Source organism: Amycolatopsis lexingtonensis, from assembly GCF_014873755.1.
Lineage (GTDB): Bacteria > Actinomycetota > Actinomycetes > Mycobacteriales > Pseudonocardiaceae > Amycolatopsis > Amycolatopsis lexingtonensis.
This window is the reverse complement of the sequence record NZ_JADBEG010000001.1, coordinates 4,092,075-4,117,259: the sequence shown is the minus strand read 5'-3', so window position 1 is coordinate 4,117,259 and position 25,185 is coordinate 4,092,075. Positions and strand designations below refer to the sequence as shown.

General features: G+C 74.4%; 1 protein-coding gene. It reads left to right on the top strand.

Annotated features, from left to right (window positions below):
- The first annotated feature begins 18 nt into the window (after nt 1-18).
- A complete protein-coding gene (locus H4696_RS18215) occupies nt 19-25,179 on the top strand; it encodes a type I polyketide synthase (protein WP_192782385.1) in 25,161 nt (8,386 codons plus the stop codon).
- The last annotated feature ends 6 nt before the right edge of the window (nt 25,180-25,185 follow it).

Genomic DNA, 25,185 nt, shown 5'->3' with positions numbered 1-25,185 from the left:
AACCTACGGAGCTGACACATGTCCACCCCGAGCGACCGGGTCGTCGAAGCACTCCGTGCCGCGATGAAGGAGTCCGAGCGGCTCAAGCGGCAAAACCAGGAGCTGCGCGCCGCCGCCACGGAGCCGATCGCCATCGTGGCCATGGGCTGCCGGTTCCCCGGCGGCGTCCGCGGCCCCGAAGCGCTGTGGCGGCTCGTCGAAGACGGCGGCGACGCGATCGGGCCGTTCCCGGCCGACCGCGGCTGGGACGTCGAAGCGGTCACCGGCGCCGGGGTCGACGAGCGGGGCATGGGAGTCAGCCAGGCGGGCGGGTTCCTCGACGGCGTCACGGATTTCGACGCCGCGTTCTTCGGGATCTCGCCGCGCGAGGCGGTGTCCCTGGACCCCCAGCAGCGGCTGCTGCTGGAGGTGTCGTGGGAGGCGATCGAGCGGGCCGGCCTGGACCCGCGGCGGCTGCGCGGCAGCCGGACCGGCGTCTTCACCGGGACGAACGGGCAGGACTACGCCTACCTGATGGTCCGGTCGCTGGCCGACGCCGACGGCTCGGTCGGCACCGGCATCGCGGCGAGCGCGCTGTCCGGCCGGGTGGCCTACACGCTCGGGCTCGAAGGGCCGGTCGTCACGGTCGACACGGCGTGCTCGTCGTCGCTGGTCGCGGTGCACCTGGCCGCGCAGGCACTGCGGGCGGGGGAGTGCACGCTGGCGCTGGCCGCGGGCGTGAACGTGATGTCGACGCCAGGGTCGCTGCTGGAGTTCAGCCGCCAGGGCGGGCTTTCGGCCGACGGCCGCTGCAAAGCCTTCTCGAACGCCGCCGACGGCACCGGCTGGTCCGAAGGCATCGGAGTGCTGGTGCTGGAAAAGCTGTCGGACGCGCAGCGCAACGGGCACGAGGTGCTCGCCGTGGTCCGCGGCACCGCGGTCAACTCCGACGGTGCGTCCAACGGCTTCACCGCGCCCAACGGCCCTTCGCAGCAACGCGTGATCCGCGCCGCGCTCGCCGCGTCCGGACTGTCCACTGCGGACGTCGACGTCGTCGAGGCGCACGGCACCGGCACGAAGCTCGGCGACCCGATCGAAGCCCAGGCCCTGCTGGCCACCTACGGGCAGGACCGTGAAACGCCGTTGCTGCTGGGGTCGGTGAAGTCCAACATCGGGCACACGCAGGCGGCGGCCGGTGTCGCGGGGATCATCAAGGTGGTCGAGGCGATCCGGCACGGGGTCGTGCCGCGGACGTTGCACGCGGACACGCCGTCGTCCCATGTGGACTGGAGCGCCGGTGCGGTCCGGCTGGCCACTTCGAACGAGCCGTGGCCCGCGGTCGATCGTGCGCGCCGGGCGGGGGTGTCGTCGTTCGGGGTCAGCGGCACCAACGCACACGTGCTGATCGAACAGGCACCCGACGCGCCGGTCGTCACGACGCCGCGTTCCGATGTTCCGGCGCCCTGGCTGCTTTCCGGTCGGACTCCGGCCGCGTTGCGCGCGCAGGTTGCGCAGATCGTCGACGTCACAGGGGATCCCCTGGACGTCGCTTTCTCGCTCGCCACCACCCGCTCGGCGTTCGAGGAGCGGCTGAGCGTCTTCGGGGCTGAGCCTCGTGCGGCGTTGTCCGCGTGGCTGGAAGACGGTGATGCGCCCGGTGTCGTCACGGGCTCGGTCGAGCGGCCGCCCGCGCTCGCGTATGTGTTCACCGGCCAGGGCGCGCAGTGGCTCGGGATGGGCCGCGCGCTGGCCACGCGGTTCCCCGTCTTCGCCGACGCACTTGCCGCGACGCTCGACCGGCTCGACCCCGCCGTCCGCGAAGTGTTGCAGGGCAACGATGCCGCCGAGCTGGACCAGACCGGGTATGCGCAACCAGCGTTGTTCGCGGTCGAGGTCGCGCTGTTCCGGCTCCTCGAATCGTGGGCTGTCCGGCCTGACTTCGTCGCCGGGCACTCGGTCGGCGAGATCGCCGCCGCGCACGTTTCCGGCGTGCTGTCGCTCGACGACGCCTGTGTGCTGGTCGGCGCGCGGGCCCGGCTGATGCAGGCGCTGCCCGCCGGTGGGGCGATGGTCGCCGTCCGCGCGAGTGAGGACGACGTCCGGCCGTACCTGAGCGACGACGTCGCCATCGCCGCGGTGAACGGGCCCCGCTCGGTCGTGCTGTCCGGGGCCGAAGACGCCGTCCTGGCCGCCGCCGCGAACTTCGAGCGCCCGCGCCGGCTTTCGGTGTCGCACGCGTTCCACTCGCCGTTGATGGACCCGATGCTCGACGACTTCCGCGCGGTGGTGGGCGGGTTGTCGTTCGCCGAGCCGGTGCTGCCGTTCATCGCTTCCGGGGACGTCACCACGGCCGAGTACTGGGTGCGCCACGTCCGCGAGCCGGTCCGGTTCGCCGACGCCGTGGCGCGGCTCGCCGAATCCGGCGCGTCGGTGATCGCCGAGCTGGGCCCGGACGCCGCGCTCACCCCGCTGATCGCAGATGTCACCGCGATTCCGGTGGCGCGCCGGGACTCCGACGAGGTCGCGGTGCTCACCGAAGCGCTGGCCAGGCTGCACACGGCCGGGATCCGCGTCGACTGGCCGACGTTCTACGCCGGTACCGGCGCCCGCACGGTCTCCCTGCCGACGTACCCGTTCCAAAGCGAGCGCTTCTGGCCGTCCACTGTGGACGTCTCCGTCGACGCCGCCGGGCTCGGCCTCGACCCGGTGGCCCACCCGCTGCTCGGCGCATCCCTGGCGCCGGCGGGGTCCGACGGGCTGCTGCTGACCGGACGCATCTCCGCGCGCACCCACCCGTGGCTCACCGACGGCGTGTTCCCCGGCACCGGGTTCGTCGAACTCGCCCTGCGCGCCGGCCTCGACCTCGGCTGCGACCTGATCGAAGAACTCACCCTCGGCGCCCCGCTGGAGCTGGCCGACGGTGAAGCCGTCGACCTGCAGCTTTCGGTCGGCGAGCCGGACGCGACCGGCCGCCGCCGGCTCGACATCCACACCCGGGCCGCGGGCAGCTGGGTCCGCCGTGCGGAGGGCATCCTCGCCACCGGTGCGCACCACGAAGACTTCGGCGAGTCGGACATCGAAGTCGCCTTTGGCGAGGACGAAGCCGAGACGGCCCGCTTCGGGCTGCACCCCCGCCTCCTCGAGGACGTCCTGCGGACCGCCGGGATCACCGGATACCCCACCCGGTGGACCCGGGTCTCGCTGCACGCGGCGGGCGCGGCCCGCGTCCGCATCCGGGCCGGTGCCGGCGGATCGCTGGCCCTGACCGACACCGCGGGACAGCCGGTGGCGTCGATCGGTTCCGTGCGCGCGGAAGCCGTAGCCACTCAGTCCGATGTGGACTCACTGTTCGAGCCGCGCTGGGTGCCGGTCGTGCTGCCGCCGGAGGGCGCCACCGACGTCACCCTCGTCCGGCTGACCAGCGACGGCAGCCCCCTCGACGGCCTCACCACACTGACCACCCGCGCCCTCGAACTGGCTCAGGACTGGCTGGCGGACGACCGTTCCGCGACTTCGCGGCTGGTCTTCGTGACCGAAGCCGACGACCTCGCCGCCGCGGCCGTGTGGGGCCTGATCCGCACCGCGCAAGCGGAAAACCCAGGCCGCTTCGTGCTGGCCGACGTCGACGCCGAGACCACCGACGACGTCCTCCACCGCGCCCTCGCCCTCGACGAGCCCCAGCTGCTCCTGCGCGGCAACACCGCCCGCGCCGCCCGCCTCGCCCGCGTCGACGCGGCACTTTCACGTGAAAGTGCCCACCTGGGGGCGGCACTTTCACGTGAAAGTGCCGCCTGGAACCCGGACGGGACCGTGCTGATCACCGGCGGCACCGGGGGACTGGGGGCCGAGCTGGCTCGGCACCTCGTGCGTGAGCACGGCGTCCGGCACCTGCTGCTGCTCAGCCGTCGCGGCCCGGACGCGCCCGGCGCCCGTGAACTGCGGGACGAACTCGGCGTCGACGTCGAGATCCGCGCCTGCGACGTCGCCGACCGGGACGACCTGGCCGCCGCGCTCGCCGCGATCCCGGCCGGGCACCCGCTGACCGCGGTGATCCACGCGGCCGGTGTCCTCGACGACGGCGTCGTCACCGCCCTCACCCCCGAGCGGCTCGCCCCGGTGCTGGCCGCCAAGGCCGCCGCCGCGTGGCACCTGCACGAGCTGACCCACGACCTCGACGCGTTCGTGCTGTTCTCCTCCGTCGCCGGGATCATGGGCGGCGCCGGGCAGGGCAGCTACGCCGCCGCCAACAGCTTCCTCGACGCCCTCGCCGCCCACCGCCGCGCCACCGGCCTGCCCGGCCACTCCCTGGCCTGGGGCTCCTGGACGGTCGGCATGGCCGGCTCGCTCGCCGAAGCCGACCGCGCGCGGATGGCCCGCTCGGGCATGCCGCCGCTCGAACTCGAGCAGGGCCTCGCGCTGTTCGACGCCGCCCTCGCGCTGCCGCGGCCCGTGGTGGTGCCGGTCGCCGTCGACCTCGCCGCCCTGCGCCTGCTGGAAGAGCTGCCGCCGATCCTGCGCGGCCTCGCCGGGGGTATCCGCCGCTCGGCCGCCACGACGTCCGCCGCGGCCGCCGACCTCGCCGGGCAGCTGCGTGTCCTGAGCGACGAAGAGCGGCTGGCGAAGGTCACCGACCTCGTCCGCGGCCGCGCCGCGACCATCCTCGGCCACGCCGATCCCGCCGCCGTCGGAGCCGGGAAGTCGTTCTCCGAATTGGGTTTCGACTCGCTGACCGCCGTCGAGCTGCGCAACCGGCTGGCGGCGCTCACCGGCCTGCGGTTGCCCTCGACGCTCGTGTTCGACCACCCGACGCCGGTCGCGGTCGCCCGGCTGGTGCTGGCCGAGCTGTTCGGCGGGGCAGACGCGCCCACCGCGGTGGTGGCCGGGCGGCGGGACGACGACCCGATCGTCGTGGTCGGCGTCGCCTGCCGCTTCCCCGGCGGGGTCGAGAGCCCCGAAGACCTCTGGGACCTCGTCGCCACCGGCTGCAGCGGGGTGTCGAGCTTCCCCACCGACCGCGGCTGGGACGCCGCCGCGCTGGCCGCGTCCGACACCCGCGCGGGCGGATTCCTTTACGACGCAGCCGAATTCGACGCGGGCTTCTTCGGGATTTCGCCGCGCGAAGCCGTCGCCATGGACCCGCAGCAACGGCAGCTGCTCGAAGTGTCGTGGGAGGCCCTGGAACGCGCCGGGCTGGACGCGACCGGCCTGCGCGGCTCCCGCACCGGCGTGTTCGTCGGCACCAACGGCCAGACCTATTCCGACCTGTTCCTCACCGCCGACGTCGAGCTGCGTGGCCAGACCGGCACCGGCATCGCCGGCAGCGTCGTGTCCGGCCGGCTGTCCTACGTGCTGGGTCTGGAAGGCCCGGCGATGACGATCGACACCGCCTGTTCGTCGTCGCTGGTCGCGATGCACCTGGCCGCGCAGTCGCTGCGCGCGGGGGAGTGCGACCTGGCGCTGGCCGGTGGGGTCACGGTGATGGCGACGCCGGGCGGGTTCGTCGGGTTCAGCGGCCAGAACGGCCTCGCGCCCGACGGCAACTGCAAGGCCTTCTCCGACGACGCCGACGGCACCGGCTGGTCCGAAGGCGTCGGCGTCCTGGTGCTGGCGCGGCAGTCCGAGGCGATCCGCGCCGGGCACGAGATCCTCGCCGTGCTCAAGGGATCCGCGGTCAACCAGGACGGTGCTTCGAACGGCCTGACCGCCCCGAACGGGCCGTCGCAACAGCGGGTCATCCGCGCCGCGCTGGCCGACGCCGATCTGTCCACTTCGGACGTCGACGTCGTGGAAGCGCACGGCACCGGCACGACCCTCGGTGACCCGATCGAAGCCCAGGCCCTGCTGGCGACCTACGGCCAGGACCGGGAAACCCCGCTGCTGCTGGGTTCGGTGAAGTCGAACATCGGCCACACCCAGGCCGCCGCGGGCGTCGCCGGAGTGATCAAGGTGATCGAGGCGATGCGGCACGGGGTCGTGCCGAAGTCGCTGCACGTCGGCGAGGCATCGTCCCATGTGGACTGGGAAGCGGGTTCCGTCGAGGTCGTTGCCGAAGCCGTCGCATGGCCCGTGGCCGACCGGCCGCGACGGGCGGGTGTCTCGTCGTTCGGCATCAGCGGCACCAACGCGCACGTCATCCTCGAAGCACCCGAGCCGCGGCCGGTCTCCGCGCCGCGACCGGAGGTTCCGGTGGTGCCGTGGGTCGTGTCGGGCAAGACCGAAGACGCCCTCACCGCCCAGATCGAGCGGCTCACCGAGGCCCGGCCCGACCCGTTCGACGCCGGGTATTCGCTGGTCACGGCCCGCGCGAGCTTCCCGCACCGCGCCGTGCTCCTGGCCACGCCGGACGGCGTCCGCGAGGTCGCGCGAGGAACCGCGGACACGCCCTCGGTGGGTTTCCTGTTCACCGGCCAGGGGTCGCAGCGGCTCGGCATGGGCCGCGAGCTGTACGCCGCCTCGAAGCCGTTCGCCGACGCGCTCGACGCCGTCCTCGCCCACCTCGACCCCGGCCTGCGGGACGTCCTGTGGGGCGACGACGCGAGCCTGCTCGCAGAGACCGGCTGGGCGCAGCCCGCGTTGTTCGCCCTGGAAGTCGCCCTGGCCCGCACGGCCGAGGCGCACGGCGTCCGGCCCGCCCGGGTCGCCGGGCACTCGGTCGGCGAGATCGCCGCCGCCCACATCGCGGGCGTGCTGTCCCTCGAAGACGCTTGCGCGCTGGTGACCGCTCGCGGCTGCCTGATGCAGGAGCTGCCGCGCGGGGGTGCGATGGTGGCGGTCGAGGCGTCCGAAGAGGACGTTCGCGCCCGGCTGGCCGACGGCGTCGACATCGCCGCGGTCAACGGCCCGCGCGCGGTCGTGCTGTCAGGCACCGAAGCAGCCGTGCTGGCCGTGGCGGCGCAGTTCGCCAAGACCAAGCGGCTCGAGGTGAGCCACGCGTTCCACTCGCACCTGATCGACCCGATGCTAGACGGCTTCCGCGAGGTCGTCGCCGGGCTGACCTTCGCGGCGCCGCGAATCCCGCTCGTCACGACCGGCGACGTCACCGACCCGGAGTACTGGGTCCGCCACGTCCGCGAGACCGTCCGCTTCGCCGACGTCCTCGCGGACCTGGACGTCACGGCGTTCGTCGAGATCGGCCCCGACGGCGTGCTCTCGGCGATGGTCGACGAGCCCGGCGCGCTCGTGACCCCGTTGCTGCGCAAGGACCGTCCGGAACCCGATGCCTTCCTGACCGGGCTGGCCAAGCTGCACGTCGCCGGCGCCGACGTCGACTGGACGCCGTGGTTCCCCGGCGCCCGCCGGATCACGTTGCCCACGTATGCCTTCCAGCGCCAGCACTTCTGGCCGCGGGTCGTGCCGGGCCGCGGCGCGGTCGAGCGCCTCGGGCTGACCCCGGCCGGGCACCCGCTGCTGGACTTCGCCGTCGACCTCGCCGACTCCGGCGGTGTCGTGCTGTCCGGGCTGCTGGCGCGGGACGCGCAGCCGTGGCTGGCCGACCACGTCGTCGGCGGGCACGTGCTGTTCCCCGGCACCGGGTTCCTCGACCTCGCCGTCCGCGCGGCGGACCAGGTCGGCTGCTCGGCCGTGGAGAGCCTCTCCATCGCCACGCCGCTGTGGCTGCGCCCGGACGAGCCGGTGCTGCTGCAGATCGCCGCCGGCGGCCCAGACGACGCCGGGCGCCGCGAGCTGACCATCTCCGCGCGCGGCACCGGCCCGGACGCCGAGTGGGTGCAGCACGCGGCGGGGTTCGTCGCGGTCGGCGAGCACCCGCCCGCGCCGGCCGGCGAGTGGCCACCGGCCGGGGCCGGCGAAATCGATGTGTCCACTGTGTACCCCGAGCTGGTGGCGACCGGATTGGCTTACGGACCCGCGTTCCGCGGCCTGACTCGCGCCTGGCTGGACGGCGACACGCTGCTCGCCGAGGCCGAGCTGCCCGGCGATGCCGACGGCGAGTACGGCCTGCACCCGGCCCTGTTCGACGCGGTCCTGCACGCCCTCCACCGGCTCGACACGGTCGCGGGCGGCCTGCCGTTCGCGTGGTCCGGGGTGTCGCTGCACGCCTCGGGCGCGACGCGGATCCGCGCCCGGATCACGCCGGTGGACCGCGAGTCGGTGGCGATCGCCGTCACCGACGAGACGGGCGCGCCGGTCCTGACGGTCCAGTCGTTGCAGCTGCGTGAAGCGGCCCAGCGCGACGCGGACGACGACTCCCTGTTCCAGACGACGTGGGTCCCGGCGGCCCTGGCCAAGGACGCGCCCGCCGGAACGTGGGCCCTCCTCGGCGACGACCCGCTGCTGGCGTCCGTCGCCCGCCCCTGCGCGGACCTCGAAACGGCGCTGTCCCTGGAGCCGGACGTCCTCCTGGTCCCGCTCGCCGCCGCCCCGGACGTCTTGAATGAGTCATTCAGGACCTCCGAAGACCTGAATGACTCATTCAAGACCGCGCACCCGCTGCTCGCCGCCGTCCGGGAAGTCACCGCCCACGCGCTGAGCGTGCTGCAAGGCGCCGACGAACGGGCCGGGCGTGTGGTCTTCGTGACCCGCGAAGCCGTCGCCGTTGAGCCCGGTGACCGCGTCGCCGACCTCGCCGCCGCGGCCGCCTGGGGACTGGTGCGCTCCGCGCAGTCCGAGCAGCCCGGCCGGTTCGTGCTCGTCGACCTCGAAGCCGGCGCCGCCCTGCCCGGCACCGGGTTCGTCGTCTCCGGGGAACCCCAGTTCGCCGTCCGCGGCGAAAGCGTCCGCGTCGCCCGGCTCGGCCGCCTGGCCGGCAACGGCGACCTCCTGCCTCCCGCGGGACCGGCGTGGCGGCTCACCGCCGGCCCCGCGGGGATCGACGACCTGGGCGCCGAAGCGTGCCCGGACGTGCTCGGCGACCCGCCCGCCGGGCACGTCCGGATCCGCCTCGAAGCGGCCGGGCTCAACTTCCGCGACGTCCTGTCCGTGCTCGGCATGTACCCGGGCAAGCTCGGCGACCTCGGCGCGGAAGGCGCCGGCGTGATCGAAGCGACCGGCCCGGGCGTCGACCCGGCCCGCGTCGGCGAGCGCGTCTTCGGCATGCTGCCCGGCTCGTTCGGCACCCACAGCGTCTCCGACACGCGCTACCTCGCGCCAGTGCCCGCCGCGTGGTCCGCGCGCACCGCCGCGTCCGTCCCGCTGGTCTTCCTGACCGCGTACTACGCGCTGGTCGACCTCGCGGACCTCAAGCCCGGCCAGAAGATCCTGATCCACGCGGGCGCCGGCGGCGTCGGCATGGCCGCCATCCAGCTCGCCCGTCACCTCGGCGCCGAGGTCTTCGCCACGGCGAGCGCGGGCAAGCAGCACGTCCTGCGCGAACTCGGCGTCGCCGACGACCACATCGCCTCCTCCCGCTCGCTCGAATTCGAAGCCGACTTCCGCCGCGTCACCGGCGGCACGGGCGTCGACGTCGTGCTCAATGCGCTGGCCGGCGAGTTCGCCGACGCCTCGCTGAACCTGCTCGCCGACGGCGGCCGGTTCCTCGAAATGGGCAAGACCGACATCCGCGACGCCGCCGCGCTGCCGCGGATCCGCTACCGCGCGTTCGACCTCGGGGAGGCCGGTCCCGACCGCACGGCCGAGCTGCTCGGCGAGCTGCTGCGGCTCTTCGACGACGGTGTCCTCACGCCGCTGCCGATCCGGAGCTGGGACCTGCGCCAGGCCCCGGCCGCGTTCCGGCACATGAGCCGCGCGAAGCACGTCGGCAAGATCGTGCTGACCCTGCCGCCGCGCTGGGAACCCGACGGCACCGTGCTCATCACCGGCGGCACCGGCGGGCTGGGCCGCGAGCTGGCCCGGCACCTCGTGCGCGCCTACGGCGTCCGGCACCTCGTGCTCACCAGCCGCCGCGGGCCCGACGCCCCCGGCGCGGCCGGGCTGCGGGACGAGCTGGGCGTCGACGTCACCATCGAAGCCTGCGACGTCGCCGACCGCGACCAGCTCGCCGCCGTCCTGGCCCGGATCCCGGCCGCGCACCCGCTGCGGGGCGTGGTGCACACCGCCGGTGTCCTCGACGACGGCGTCGTCGCCTCGCTCGACCCGGCGCGCCTGGACACCGTGCTGCGGCCCAAGGCCGACGCCGTCGTCCACCTCGACGAGCTGACGCGCGAGCTCGACCTGTCGGCGTTCATCGTGTTCTCCTCGGTCGCCGGCACGGTCGGCTCGGCCGGGCAGGGCAACTACGCCGCCGCCAACGCCTTCCTCGACGCCTTCGCCCAGCGCCGCCAGGTCGAAGGCCGGGTCGCGCTTTCCTTGGCCTGGGGCGGCTGGGAAACCGGCATGGTCGGCACGCTCACCGACGCCGACCGCGAGCGGATGGCCCGCGGTGGCGTGCCGCCGCTGACCGTCGAGCAGGGCATCCGGCTGTTCGACCGGGCCACGCGTTCGCCGAGCGCCGTCGTCGTGCCGATGCGCGTGGACATGACGGCCATGCGGGCCCAGGGCGAGCTGCCGTGGCTGCTGCGCCCGGTCGCCCGGCCGGGCCGGCGCCGCGCGGGTGGCGACGCCGAGCACGTGCGCGGGTCGCTGCGCGAACAGCTGGCCGGGATGCGCGCGGCCGAGCAGCTGCGGGTGCTCACCGGGCACGTCGCGACCGAGGTCGGCACCGTCCTCGGGCACGCGCCCGAAGCCGTCGAGACGACGCGGGAGTTCCGCGAGCTGGGCTTCGATTCGCTGACCGCGGTGGAGTTCCGCAACCGGCTCGCCGCGGTGACCGGGCTGCGGCTGCCCTCGACGCTGGTGTTCGACTACCCGACCCCGGGCGCGGTCGCCGAGTTCCTGCGCGCCGAGCTGGTCGGCTCGGGCGGGACCGGCACCGCCGTCGTGGCCGCCGGGCCGGTGTCCGACGACCCGATCGTGGTCGTCGGGATGGCCTGCCGGTTCCCCGGTGGCGTCACCGGTCCCGACGGACTGTGGGACCTGGTCGCCTCGGGCGGTGACGCCGTTTCGGGCTTCCCGGCCGACCGCGGCTGGGACACCGCCGCGCTGGCCGCCAGCGACACCCAGGCGGGCGGGTTCCTTTACGACGCCGCCGAATTCGACGCCGCGTTCTTCGGGATCTCGCCGCGCGAAGCCGTCGCGATGGACCCGCAGCAGCGGTTGCTCCTCGAAGTCTCGTGGGAGGCGTTCGAGCGGGCCGGGCTGGACGCGACCGGCCTGCGCGGCTCGCGCACCGGCGTGTTCGTAGGTACCAACGGCCAGACGTATTCCGACCTGCTCATGACGACCGACGCCGACCTGCGCGGGCAGACCGGCACCGGGCTGGCCGCGAGCGTCGCCTCCGGCCGCCTCTCGTACGTGCTGGGCCTGGAGGGCCCGGCGATGACGATCGACACCGCGTGCTCGTCCTCACTGGTGGCGCTGCACCTGGCCGCGCAGTCGCTGCGGTCGGGGGAGTGCGATCTCGCACTGGCCGGCGGGGTGACCGTGATGGCCACGCCGGGCGGGTTCATCGGGTTCAGCGGCCAGAGCGGCCTCGCGCCCGACGGCCGCTGCAAGGCGTTCTCCGACGACGCCGACGGCACCGGCTGGTCCGAAGGCGCGGGCCTGCTCGTGGTGGAGCGGCAGTCCGACGCGCTGCGCCAAGGGCACCGGATCCTCGCCGTGGTCAGGGGTTCCGCGGTCAACCAGGACGGTGCTTCGAACGGCCTCACCGCGCCCAACGGCCCGTCGCAGCAACGCGTCATCCGCGCCGCGCTCGCCAACGCCGGTCTGTCCACTTCGGACGTCGACGTCGTCGAGGCGCACGGCACCGGCACGACCCTGGGTGACCCGATCGAGGCGCAGGCGCTGCTCGCGACCTACGGCCAGGACCGCGGCACGCCGTTGCTGCTGGGGTCGATCAAGTCCAACATCGGGCACACCCAGGCCGCCGCCGGTGTCGCGGGGATGATCAAGGTGATCGAGGCGATGCGGCACGGGGTCGTGCCGAAGTCGCTGCACGTCGGCGAGCCGTCGTCCCATGTGGACTGGGAAGCCGGGGAGGTCGAGGTCGTCTCCGAAGCCGTTCCGTGGCCCGCGGTGGATCGCGTCCGCCGGGCCGGGGTTTCCTCGTTCGGGATCAGCGGCACCAACGCGCACATCATCCTCGAAGCTCCCGAGCCGCGGCCGGAGGAGCCGCGCGAGGCAGCCGCCGCGACGCCGGTGCCGCTTGTCGTCTCCGGCCGGACCGCCGAGGCGCTGCGCGACCAGGCCGCCCGCCTCGCCGCCCGGATCGAGACGTCCGGCGACCTCCTCGACGTCGCGTTCGCCGCGGCCACCACCCGCGCGAGCTTCGCGCACCGGGCCGCGGTCGTCGCGACCGAACCGGCGGCGGCGATCCGCGAACTGCGGGCGCTGACCGGAGCCACCGAGACCGGCCGTCCGCCCGTGCAGACGTTCCTCTTCACCGGCCAGGGCGCGCAGCGGCTCGGCATGGGCCGCGAGCTGGCCGAGACGTGCCCGGTCTTCTCTGCCGCCCTCGACGAGGTGCTCGCCCACTTCGACCCCGGGTTGAGGGACGTCATCTGGGGCGCGGACGCCGAAGCTCTGGCCCAGACCGGGCACGCGCAGCCCGCGTTGTTCGCGATCGAGGTCGCCCTGGTGCGGCTGCTGGCGTCGTGGGACGTGCGGCCGGACTTCGTCGCCGGGCACTCCGTCGGCGAGATCGCGGCCGCGCACGTCGCCGGGGTGCTGTCCCTCGAGGACGCGTGCGCGCTGGTGGCCGCCCGTGGCCGCCTGATGCAAGCGCTTCCGCCCGGTGGCGCGATGGTCGCCGTCGAAGCGTCCGAAGCGGACGTTCGGCCGCTGCTGACCGGCGAGGTCGGCCTCGCCGCGGTGAACGGTCCGCGCTCGGTCGTGCTCTCCGGCACCGAGGACGCCGTCCTCGCCGTCGCGGAACGGTTCGAGAAGACCAAGCGGCTCGCGGTCAGCCACGCGTTCCACTCGCACCTGATGGACCCGATGCTCGACGACTTCCGCGCTGTCGTCGCCGGGCTGGCGTTCGCCGAGCCGGAGATCCCGGTCGTCGCCGCCGGGGACGTCACCGACCCGGAGTACTGGGTCGGGCACGTCCGCGACACCGTCCGGTTCGCCGACGCGGTCGCCGGGCTCGCCGAGCGCGGGGTGACGTCGTTCGTCGAGGTCGGCCCGGATGCCGTGCTCACCGCGCTGGTCGACGTCCCGGGCGCGGCCGTCGTTCCCGTGCTGCGCCGCGACCGCGACGACCGCGCCGCCGTCGCCGCCGCGGTGGCCGCGCTGTACCGGAACGGCACCCGGATCGACTGGGCCGCCTGGTTCGCCGGCACCGGCGCCCGCGTCACGGACCTGCCCACCTACGCCTTCCAGCGCCGCCGCTACTGGCCCGAACCCGCCGTGCGCACCGCCGCGGACGACTCCTTCTGGTCGGTCGTGGAGAACGGCGATCTCGCGTCGCTGGCGGCGGACCTCCAAGTGGACGCCCCGGCCCTGGAGTCGGTCGTCCCGGCGCTGTCGGCCCTGCGCGCCCGCCGTCAGCGGCAGTCCGTTGTGGATGGCTGGCGCTACCGCGTCGAATGGCGACCCTTGCCCACGTCGACCGCGACGGCGGGTGACCGGCTGGTCCTCGTCCCGCCCACGGACGACCCGTGGGTTCGCGAGGTCGCGGACGCACTGGGCACCTCGCTGACGGTGTCTACTGTGGACCGTGAGGAGCTGACCGACCTCCTGCGTGACCACCTTGCCCCGGTCGTCGTCTCGTTCCTCGGGCTCGACGAGACCACCGCACTCATCCAAGCGCTGGACGACCTCGGTGCCGATACCGCGCTGTGGTGCGTCACCCGCGGCGCGGTGTCCACTGGCCCGGCCGACCCGCTCACCGAACCCGCGCAGGCCGCGATCTGGGGTCTCGGCCGCGTCGCCGCGCTGGAGTACCCGCGCCGCTGGGGTGGTCTCGCCGACCTCCCGGCCGACCTCGACGCGCGGCTGCTGGCCCGCTTCGCCGCGGCTCTCGACGGTGACGACGACCAGATCGCCGTCCGCGCTTCCGGCGTCTACGGCCGTCGCCTCACCCCGGCCACGGCCGCGACCACGCCGTGGCAGCCGCGCGGCACCGTCCTCGTCACCGGCGGCACCGGCGCGCTCGGCCGCCACGTCACGAAGTGGCTGCTCGGCCAGGGCGCCGACCGGGTCGTGCTGGCCAGCCGCTCCGGCGGCGAACCCGGCCCCGACGAGCGCGTGGTCGTCGCCCGCTGCGATGTCGCGGATCGGGCGCAGCTCACCGACTTGCTGGCCGAACACCGGCCCGACGCCGTCGTGCACGCGGCCGGGGTCCTCGACGACTGCGTCCTCGGCGGCCTCACCCCGGACCGCTTCGACGCCGTGTTCCGCGCGAAGGTCGACTCGGCGCTGCTGCTCGACGAGCTGACCGGCGACCTCGACGCGTTCATCCTGTTCTCCTCCGTCGCCGGCGCCGTCGGCAACCCCGGCCAGGCCAACTACGCCGCCGCCAACGCCGTGCTTGACGCGCTCGCCGAAGCCCGGCGCGCCCGCGGCCAGGCCGCGACGTCGATCGCCTGGGGCGCCTGGGCCGGGAACGGCATGGCCGCCGGTCTCGGCGGCGGGCTGGACCCCGACCTCGCCGTCACCGTGCTCGCCGACGCGGGCGGCCCGAACGCGCAGCTCGTCGTCGCCGACATCCAGAACGCCGACGTCCTGCGGCCGCTGCTGAGCATCCGCCGCAGCCCGCTGCTGGCCGACCTGCCGGTCGTCCGCCGGGTGCTCGCCGAACTCGATACGGCTCCCGCGGCGGGCGGGGCACTGGCGACGCGGCTGCTCGCGACCCCCGCCGCCGAACGCGTGAGCGTGCTGCTGGACCTGGTCCGCGAGCACGTCGCCACCGTGCTCGGGCACGCGGGCACCGCGGAAATCGGGGCCACACGGGCGTTTTCGGACCTCGGGTTCGACTCGCTCACCGCGATCGAGCTGCGCAACCGGCTCGACGCCGTGACCGGCCTGAGCCTGCCTGCGACCCTCGTGTTCGACCATCCGAACCCCTTGGCCCTGGCCGAATTCCTGCTCGCCGAGGTCCTCGGCGGCGACACCCCGGTGACCGCCCTCGCGGGCCCGGCCGGCGACACGAGCGACCCGATCGTCGTGGTCGGCATGAGCTGCCGCTTCCCCGGCGGCGTCCGCACCCCCGAAGACCTGTGGACGCTCCTGTCCGAGGGCCGCGACGCGATCACGGGCTTCCCCGCCGACCGAGGCTGGGACATGTCGGCCCTGGCCGGCGAGGGCCGCGGCAGCAGCTACGTCGACCGCGGCGGGTTCCTGTCCGACGCCGCCGACTTCGACCCCGAGTTCTTCGGGATCTCCCCGCGCGAAGCCCTGGCGATGGACCCGCAGCAACGCGTGCTGCTGGAGACGTCGTGGGAAGCCTTCGAGCGCACCGGCATCGACCCGGCCGGCCTGCGCGGCAGCCGAACCGGCGTCTTCGTCGGCACCAACGGCCAGGACTACGCCGGGGTGATCGTCCGCTCCGCCACCGACGTCGAGGCCCACGCGGGCACCGGCGTCGCGGCGAGCGTCGTGTCCGGACGACTGTCCTATGTGCTCGGTCTCGAAGGCCCGGCGATGACGATCGACACCGCGTGCTCGTCTTCGCTGGTCGCCCTGCACCTCGCGGCGCAGGCCCTGCGTGCGGGGGAGTGCGACCTCGCGCTCGCCGGCGGTGTCACGGTCATGGCCACGCCGGTCAGCTTCGTCGGGTTCAGCCGCCAGAACGGCCTCGCGCCGGACGGGCTGTGCAAGGCGTACTCCGACTCCGCCGACGGCACGAGCTGGTCCGAAGGCGCCGGCGTGCTCGTCGTCGAGCGGCTGTCCGACGCGCGCCGCCACGGCCACGACGTCCTCGCGGTGGTGGCCGGTTCGGCCATCAACTCCGACGGCGCGTCCAACGGCCTCACCGCCCCCAACGGGCCTTCGCAGCAGCGGGTGATCCGGCAGGCCTTGGCCAGTGCGGGACTGCGACCGTCCGAAGTGGACGTCGTGGAGGGACACGGTACCGGCACGACCCTCGGCGACCCGATCGAGGCGCAGGCGCTGCTGGCCGCCTACGGGCAGGAACGAGAGCGGCCGTTGCTGCTGGGGTCGGTCAAGTCCAACCTCGGCCACACCCAGGCCGCGGCGGGCGTCGCCGGGGTGATCAAGATGATCCTTGCCCTGCAACGGGAACGGATCCCGGCCTCGCTGCACGTCACCGAGCCCTCCACGCACGTCGACTGGACTTCGGGCGGGGTCGAACTGCTCACCGAGCCGGTCGACTGGCGGGAGAACGGGCACCCGCGCCGGGCCGGTGTCTCGTCGTTCGGCCTGTCCGGCACCAACGCGCACGTGATCATCGAGCAGGCCCCGGCTCTTTCCCCGGTGCCGCCGGAGCGGGAGGTTACGCCGGGTGTGGTGCCGTGGCCGGTCTCCGGCCGGTCCGAAGCCGCCCTCGACGCCCAGCTCGCCGCCCTGCCCCACGACCTCGACCCGCTCGACGCCGGGTTCTCGCTCGCCACCACACGCTCGGCGTTCGAACACCGGGCCGTGCTCATCGATGGCTCCCCGGTGGCCCGCGGAGTCGCGCGGGAACGGTCGGTGGCGTTCCTGTTCACCGGCCAGGGTTCGCAGCGGCTTGGCATGGGCCGCGGACTTTACGAGCGATTCGGAGTGTTCGCCGACGCCTTCGACGCGGTCTGCGCCCACCTCGACACCGCCCTGCCGCGTCCGCTGCGCGAAGTCGTCTTCGGTGACGACTCCGCGGTGCTCGACGAGACCGGCTGGGCCCAGCCCGCGCTCTTCGCGCTCGAAGTCGCGCTGTTCCGCCTGGTGCGCTCGTGGGGCGTGCGACCCGCGTACCTGGCCGGGCACTCGGTCGGCGAGATCGCCGCCGCCCACGCCGCCGGGGTGCTGTCGCTGGCCGATGCGTGCACGCTCGTCGCGGCCCGCGCCCGGCTCATGCAGGCGCTGCCGTCCGGCGGGGCGATGGTCGCCGTGCGCGCCACCGAAGCCGAGGTCCGGCCGCTGCTGTCGGAAGACGTCTCGCTCGCCGCGGTGAACGGGCCGTCGTCGGTCGTGCTGTCCGGAACCGAAGAGGCCGTCCTGGCCGCGGCCGCGGGCTTCGAGCAGACCAAGCGGCTCACCGTGTCCCACGCGTTCCACTCGGCGGCGATGGACCCGATGCTCGACGAGTTCCGCGCGGTCGTCGCAGGTTTGACGTTCGCCGAGCCGGAAATCCCGGTCGTCGGCGACTTCACCTCGCCCGGGTACTGGGTGCGGCAGGTCCGCGACACCGTCCGCTTCGCCGACACGACCGCGCACCTGATCGACGCAGGCGTCACGGCGTTCGCCGAACTCGGCCCGGACGCCGTGCTCACCGCGCTCGTCGACGGCGAAGTGCTCGCCCCGGTGCTGCGCGCCGGACGCGACGAGGAGACCACCGCCGTCACCGCGCTGGCCGCGCTGCACGTCAACGGCGTGCCGGTCGACTGGGCGGCGCTGTTCGACGGCACCGGCGCCCGCCGCGTCGCGCTGCCGACGTACGCCTTCCAGCGGCAGCGGTACTGGCCGCGGCTCGTCCCGGGCGCGCACCAGCTCGGCATCACCGCGGCTGGGCACCCGCTGCTCGGCGCGGTCACCGAGGTCGCCGGCTCCGGCGAGGTCGTCTTCTCCGGCCGGCTCGCGACGTCGTGGGTCGACGAGCACGTGATCGGCAGCCAGGTGCTGTTCCCCGGCGCCGGGTTCCTCGAACTCGTGGTGCGCGCCGGTGACCAGGTCGGCTGCGGCCGCGTCGAGGACTTCACCGTGGCGGCGCCGCTGGTGCTGTCCGGCGCGACGCTCGTCCAGGTCGTGGCCGGTGCCCCGGACGCGGACGGCCGCCGCGAGGTGAGTGTGGCTTCGCGTGCCGACGGCGAATGGGTCCGGCACGGCACCGGCGTTCTGGCCCCGGGTTCGCTCCCGACCGGCTTCGCCGCGGGGGAGTGGCCGCCCGCGGGAGCGTCCGAAGTGGACTTGACCGGGTTCTACGACAACTTCGCCGAAGCCGGTTTCGCCTACGGGCCGCAGTTCCGCGGCCTGCGGCGGGTCTGGCTGCGCGACGGCGAGGTCTTCGCCGAAGCCGAGCTGCCGGGCGACGACGCCGAGGAGTACGGCCTGCACCCGGCCCTGCTCGACTCGGTCCTGCACGCGATTTCTTTCGCTGATTCAGTGCCGGGCGGGCTGCCCTTCTCCTGGGCGGGCGCGGAACTGCACGCGACGGGCGCGAGCCGGGTGCGGGCGCGGATCACCCGCGCCGGCGACGACTCGGTGACCCTGGACCTGGCCGACGAGACCGGCGCGCCGGTGCTGTCGGTCGACGCGCTGACCCTGCGCGCGGCGACGCCGGTCGAGTCCGGTCCGGAGTCGTTGTTCCGCCTCGACTGGCTGCCGCTGTCCGTCGCCGAACCGGAGGGCACCTACGCGGTGCTGGGTTCCCGGCTCGCGGACCTGGGCACGGAGTACCCGGACCTCCCCACGGCGCTGGCCGCGGAACCGGACGTCCTGCTGGTCCCGGTGCACGGTGGCACCGACGTCCTCGCCGACACGCGCCGCCTCACCGCCGACGTCCTCACCATCCTCCAGACGGCCACCGAGACCCGGATCGTCTTCGTCACCGAAGGCGCCGTCGCCGGGGAAGACCTCGCCGCGGCCGCCGTCTGGGGTCTCGTCCGCTCCGCGCAGACCGAGAACCCCGGCCGGTTCGTGCTCGCCGACGTCGACGACGCGTCCCTCGCCGGACTCCCCGCCGCCGTCGCCACCGGCGAACCGCAGCTGCTCCTGCGCGACGGCACCGCCCGCGTCGCCCGGCTCGGCCGCGCGCCGCTTTCACGTGAAAGTGCCGCTTGGAACCCCGACGGGACCGTGCTGATCACCGGCGGTACCGGTGGGCTCGGGCGGGTGTTCGCCCGGCACCTGGCCGCCGAGTACGGCGTCAAGCACGTCCTGCTCGCCAGCCGCCGCGGCGGGGACGCCGACGGGGTCGTCGAACTGGTCGCCGAACTCGCCGCGCACGGCACCGAAGTCACCGTCGCCGCCTGCGACTTCGCCGACCGCGACGCCGCCGCGAAGCTCCTGGGCAGCATCCCCGCCGACCGCCCGCTGACCGCGATCCTGCACGCCGCCGGCGTCCTCGACGACGGCGTCCTCGGCTCCCTCGACGCCGGGCGCCTCGAGACCGTGCTGCGCCCGAAGGCCGACGCCGCCTGGAACCTGCACGAGCTGGCCGGCGATGTCGGCGCGTTCGTGCTGTTCTCCTCGGTCGCCGGCACCATCGGCTCGCCGGGACAGGCCAACTACGCCGCCGCCAACGCCTTCCTCGACGCCCTCGCCGCCCACCGGCACGCCCGCGGGCTCGCCGCGACGTCGCTGGCGTGGGGCGCGTGGGAGACCGGCATGGTCGGCACCCTCACCGACGCCGACCGCGAGCGGATGACCCGCGCGGGCATGCCGCCGCTGCCGGTCGAGCAGGGTTGCGCGCTCTTCGACCGGGCCGTCGCGCTCGGCGAACCCGCGCTCGTGCCGGTGCTGATGGACCTGCCACGCCTGCGCGGCCTGGCCGAACCGCCGTGGCTGCTGCGCCCGGCCGGGCGCCGGAGCCGGCGCGGCGCGGGCCGGGCCACCCCGGTCGCCAACGCCCTGCGCGAACGGCTTTCCGGCCTCCGCGAGAGCGAGCAGCACAAGGCCTTGCTGGAGGTCATCCGCACGCAGGTCGCCGCCGTGCTCGGGTTCGACGCCGCGAGCGTCGACGTCGAGCGCGAGTTCCGCGGCCTCGGCTTCGACTCGCTCACCGCGGTCGAGTTCCGCAACCAGCTCGCCACCGCGACCGGCCTGCGGTTGCCGGCCACCCTGGTGTTCGACCACCCGACCCCGGTCGTGCTGGCCGGTTTCCTGCGCGGCGAACTCGCCGGCGAGGACGTGCCGGTCGCCCGCACCACGGTCAAGGCGCCGGTGTCCGACGACCCGATCGCCATCGTGTCGATGGCCTGCCGCTACCCGGGCGGGGTCACCTCACCCGAACAGCTGTGGCAGCTGGTCCTCGACGGCGGCGACGGCGTCGGCCCGTTCCCGGCCGACCGCGGCTGGGACCTCGCCGGGCTCTTCGGCGCCGATCGAGGCCGTTCGTACGTCCATGAAGGCGGATTCCTCGGCGAGGCCGGGATGTTCGACCCCGGCCTGTTCGGGATCTCGCCGCGCGAGGCCCTCGCGATGGACCCGCAGCAGCGCCTGCTGCTGGAAACGTCCTGGGAAGTCATCGAACGCGCCGGCGTCGACCCGCTTTCGTTGCGTGGCAGCAAGACGGGCGTGTTCGCCGGCGTGATGTACCACGACTACGGCCAGGGCGTGCAGTTCCCGGAGGAGGCCCTCGGCTTCCTCGGCATCGGCACCGCGGGCAGCGTCATGTCCGGCCGCGTCGCCTACGCGCTCGGGCTGGAGGGCCCGGCGGTCACCGTCGACACGGCGTGTTCGTCGTCGCTGGTCGCGATGCACTGGGCGGCGCAAGCACTGCGGGCCGGGGACTGCGAACTGGCGATCGCCGGTGGTGTCACGGTCATGGCCACCCCGGGTGCCTTTGTCGATTTCTCGGCTCAGGGCGGCCTCGCGCGAGACGGCCGGTGCAAGTCGTTCTCCGACTCCGCCGACGGCGTCGGCTGGGCCGAAGGCGTCGGCGTGGTCCTGCTCGAACGGCTCTCGGACGCCCGCCGCAACGGCCACGAGGTCCTCGCCGTGGTGCGCGGCTCGGCGGTCAACCAGGACGGCGCGTCCAACGGCCTCACCGCCCCCAACGGCCCTTCGCAGCAGCGGGTGATCCGCCAGGCGCTGACGGTCTCCGGCCTCACGACGTCCGATGTGGACGTCGTCGAGGGACACGGCACCGGCACCCCGCTCGGCGACCCGATCGAAGCGCAGAGCCTCCTCGCTACTTACGGCCGTGACCGCGAAACGCCGCTGCTGCTGGGGTCGGTCAAGGCCAACATCGGGCACACCCAGGCCGCCGCGGGCGTCGCGGGCGTGATCAAGATGGTGCAGGCCATGCGCCACGGCGTCGTCCCGAAGTCGCGCTATTCGAGCGAACCGTCGTCCCATGTGGACTGGACCGAAGGCGCGGTCGACCTGGTGCCGGACACCACCGCGTGGCCCGAGACCGGCCGCGTCCGCCGCTCGGCGGTGTCGTCGTTCGGGATCAGCGGCACCAACGCCCACGTCATCCTCGAACAGCCCGCCGAGCAGCCCGCGCCCCGGCCCGCCATGCCCGACGCCGGCCCGGTGCCGGTCGTGTTCTCCGGCCGGACGCCCGAAGCCCTGCGCGCCCAGGCCGCCCGCCTGGCCGACCACCTCGAGACGACCGAGATCCCGGTGGCAGACCTGGCGCACGCGGCCGCGACGACCCGGGCGGCGTTCACGCACCGCGCGGCCGTCGTCGGCAGCGAACTCGCCGAAGTCGTCACCGGACTGCGCGCCATCGCCGCCGGGGATCCGGCCGTGCAAGGGGAGGCCCGGGTCGCCCCGCCGGTCGCGTTCCTCTTCGCCGGACAAGGTTCGCAGCGCATCCACATGGGACGCGACCTCTACGTCGCGCACCCGGTGTTCGCGGCCGCGTTCGACGAGGTCCTGGCCCTGCTCGACCCGGAGGTGCGCGCCGCACTCGACGACGAGGACCGGATCGACCGCACGGAGTTCGCGCAGCCCGCGCTGTTCGCCTTCGAGGTCGCGTTGTTCCGGCTCCTGGAGTCCTGGGGCGTGCACCCCGACTTCGTGACCGGGCACTCGGTCGGCGAGATCGCCGCCGCCCACGTGGCGGGGGTGCTGTCCCTGCCGGACGCGTGCGCGCTGGTTTCCGCGCGGGCCCGGCTGATGGGCGCGCTGCCGGAGGGCGGCGTCATGGTCGCGGTGCGGGCGTCCGAAGAGGACGTTCTCCCGTTCGTCGGCGAAGGCGTCGACGTCGCCGCCGTGAACAGCCGCGGCTCGGTCGTCCTTTCCGGACACGAAGACGCCGTCGTCGCGGTCGCGGCGAAGTTCCCCAAGTACCGGCGGCTGCGGGTCTCGCACGCCTTCCACTCCGTGCTGATGGAGCCGATGCTCGCCGAATTCGGCGACGTCGTGGCGAAGCTCGAGTTCGCCGAGCCGCGGGTGCCGGTCGTGTCGGCGGGCGACGTCACGTCCCCGGCGTACTGGGTCAGCCAGATCCGCGACACCGTCCGCTTCGGCGACGCGATCGAGCGGCTCACCGAGGCGGGCGTGACGGTCTTTGCCGAGCTGGGCCCGGACGCCACGCTCACCGCGGTCGTCGACGAACCGGCCGCGCACGTCATCCCGGTGCAGCGCAAGGACCGGGACGAGGCCACCGCGCTCGCCGAAGCCCTCGCGCGGCTGCACGTCGCCGGGGTCGCCGTCGACTGGGCCGCCCGCTTCCCGGACGCCCGGCGCGTCGCGCTCCCGACGTACGCCTTCCAGCACGAGTGGTTCTGGCCGCTGCCGGCCGCCGGCGGCGACGCCACCGGTCTCGGCCTCGCCCCGGCCGGGCACCCGCTGCTCGGCGCGACCCTCGCGCTGGCCGACTCGCCGGGCGTGGTGTTCTCGGGCCGGCTGTCCGCGGCCACCCAGCCGTGGCTGCGCGACCACGTCGTCGGCGGCACGATCCTGTTCCCCGGCGCGGCTTTCCTCGAACTGGCGGTCCGTGCGGCCGACGAGGTCGGCTGCGCGGCGGTCGAGGACCTGACCCTGGCCGTGCCCCTGGTCCTCGACCCGGACGGCGCCGTCGTGCTGCAGCTCGCCGTGGGCGAGCCGGGCGAAGGTGGCCGCCGCGAGCTGACGATCTCGTCGCGGGCCGACGACGAGTGGACCCGGCACGCGACCGGCACCCTGGTCCCGCGCGCGGTCGCCGCCGAGCCGCTGCCCGACACGTGGCCGCCGGTCGGTGCGGTCGAAGCGGATCTCACGGACTTCTACGCCTCCGCGGCCGAAGCCGGGTTCGCTTACGGGCCCGCGTTCCAGGGCCTGCGCCGCGTCTGGCGCGCCGGCGCCGAGGTCTACGCCGAACTGGCCCTGCCCGAAAGCGTCGAAGCCGGGCGGTTCGGGCTGCACCCGGCGTTGCTCGACGCGGCCCTGCAGGCCATCGGCTTCGGCGAAGGCGCCCCGGCCGGGCTGCCGTTCACGTGGACCGGCGTCACCCTGCACGCGTCCGGCGCCAGCCGCGCCCGCGTCCGGATCACCCCGGCGGGCGGCGACTCCGTCACCCTGGCGCTGGCCGATGACGCCGGGAAACCGGTCCTGACGGCCACCGGCGTCACCCTCCGCGCGGCCGAAGCGCCCGCCGAGGCCGACGCGCTGTTCGAGCTGCGCTGGACGCCCGTCCCGATCCCCGAGCCGGGCACCGAAACGTGGGCGGCCCTCGGCGACGACCTCGCCACCGCCCTCGGCTGCGAGGCCCAGCCGGACTTCGCGACCGCGCTGGTGTCCGGCGCCGACGTCATCGCCATCCCGGTCACCGGCGGGCCCGACGCGGCGGCTTCGGCACACGCGCTCACCGCGGAAGTGCTGGGGTACCTGCAAAGTCCCGCGCCGAGGCTGGTGTTCGTCACCCGGGGCGCCGTCGCCGGGGACGACGTCGCCGCGGCCGCGGTCTGGGGCCTCGTCCGCTCGGCGCAGTCCGAGGAACCCGGCCGCTTCGTCCTGCTGGACGTCGACGAGCCCGACGGCGCCACCCTCCGCGCGGCCCTGGCCACCGGCGAACCGCAACTTCTCTTGCGCGACGGCACCCTGAGCGTCGCCCGCCTGACCCGAGCGGCACTTTCACGTGAAAGTGCCGACCTGGGCCCCGCACTTTCACGTGAAAGTGCGGGCTGGAACCCGGAGGGGACGGTGCTCATCACGGGCGGGACCGGCGGTCTGGGGCGGGTCTTCGCCCGGCATCTCGTGGCGCGCGGGGCGCGGAAGTTGCTGCTGCTCAGTCGTCGTGGTCCGGCGGCTGAGGGGGTTGACGAGCTGGTCGCGAAGCTGGCGGGGGCCGATGTCCGGGTGGTGGCCTGTGACGTCAGTGATCGGGACGCGCTGGCCGCCGTGCTGGCCGGGGTGCCCGACCTGACCGCCGTCGTGCACACCGCCGGGGTGGTCGACGACGGCGTGCTGGCCTCGCAGTCCCCGGAACGGCTGGAGACAGTGTTCGCGCCGAAGCTCGACGCCGCCTGGCACCTGCACGAACTCGCCGGCGACGTCGCCGGGTTCGTGCTGTTCTCCTCGGTGGCCGGCACGATCGGCACGCCGGGACAGGCCAACTACGCGGCGGCCAACGCGTTCCTCGACGCCCTCGCCGCCCACCGCATCGCCCGCGGCCGGTCTGGTCTGAGCCTGGCCTGGGGCGCTTGGGACACCGGCATGACCGGCGACCTCACCGACGCCGACCGCGAGCGGATGGTCCGCGGCGGGATGCCGCCGCTCAATGCCGAGCAGGGCACCGAGCTGTTCGACCGCGCGGTCGCCAGTGCTACTGCGCACCTCGTCCCGGTACGCGTCGACCTGCCGACCCTGCGCACCCGCGGCGAGCTGCCGTGGCTGCTGCGCCCGGTGGGCCGTCCCGGACGCCGCAGCGCGGCCGCCGGGCCGGACCGGGCCGCCGCGGCCGACCTGCGCGGGCAGCTGGCCTCGATGCGGGAGAGCGAGCAGGAACGGACGCTGCTTTCCCTGGTGCGCAACCAGGTCTCCGCGGTGCTCGGGCACCCGGCCGAGCAGGTCGGGGCCGGGCTGGAGTTCCGCGAGCTGGGCTTCGACTCGCTGACCGCGGTCGAGTTCCGCAACCGGCTCACCGCCGCGACCGGGCTGACCCTGTCGGCGACCGTCGTCTTCGACTACCCGACCCCGGCCGGGCTCGCCGCGCACTTGCGGGCCGAACTGGCGCCGGCCCCGGCCGCCGCGACCTCGCTGCCGGACGAGCTGGACCGGCTCGAAGAGCTGGTCGCCGCGGGCACGGCGGGCGAGTTCGCGGAGGCGGACGTCGCGGCCCGGCTGCGCCGGCTCCTGGCGAAGATCTCCGACGCGGAGCCCGACGGCGAAGACGTCTCCGAGCGGCTCGACGCGGCCAGCACGGACGAGGTGTTCGCCTTCATCGACCACGAACTGGGCCGGCTCGGCGACGGGTCCGGGCTCGAGCGGGAGGGCTGAGGCCGT

Coding starts and splice junctions, on each gene's coding strand:
- H4696_RS18215 (WP_192782385.1), top strand. CDS start 19: ATGTCCACCCCGAGCGACCGGGTCGTCGAAGCACTCCGTGCCGCGATG.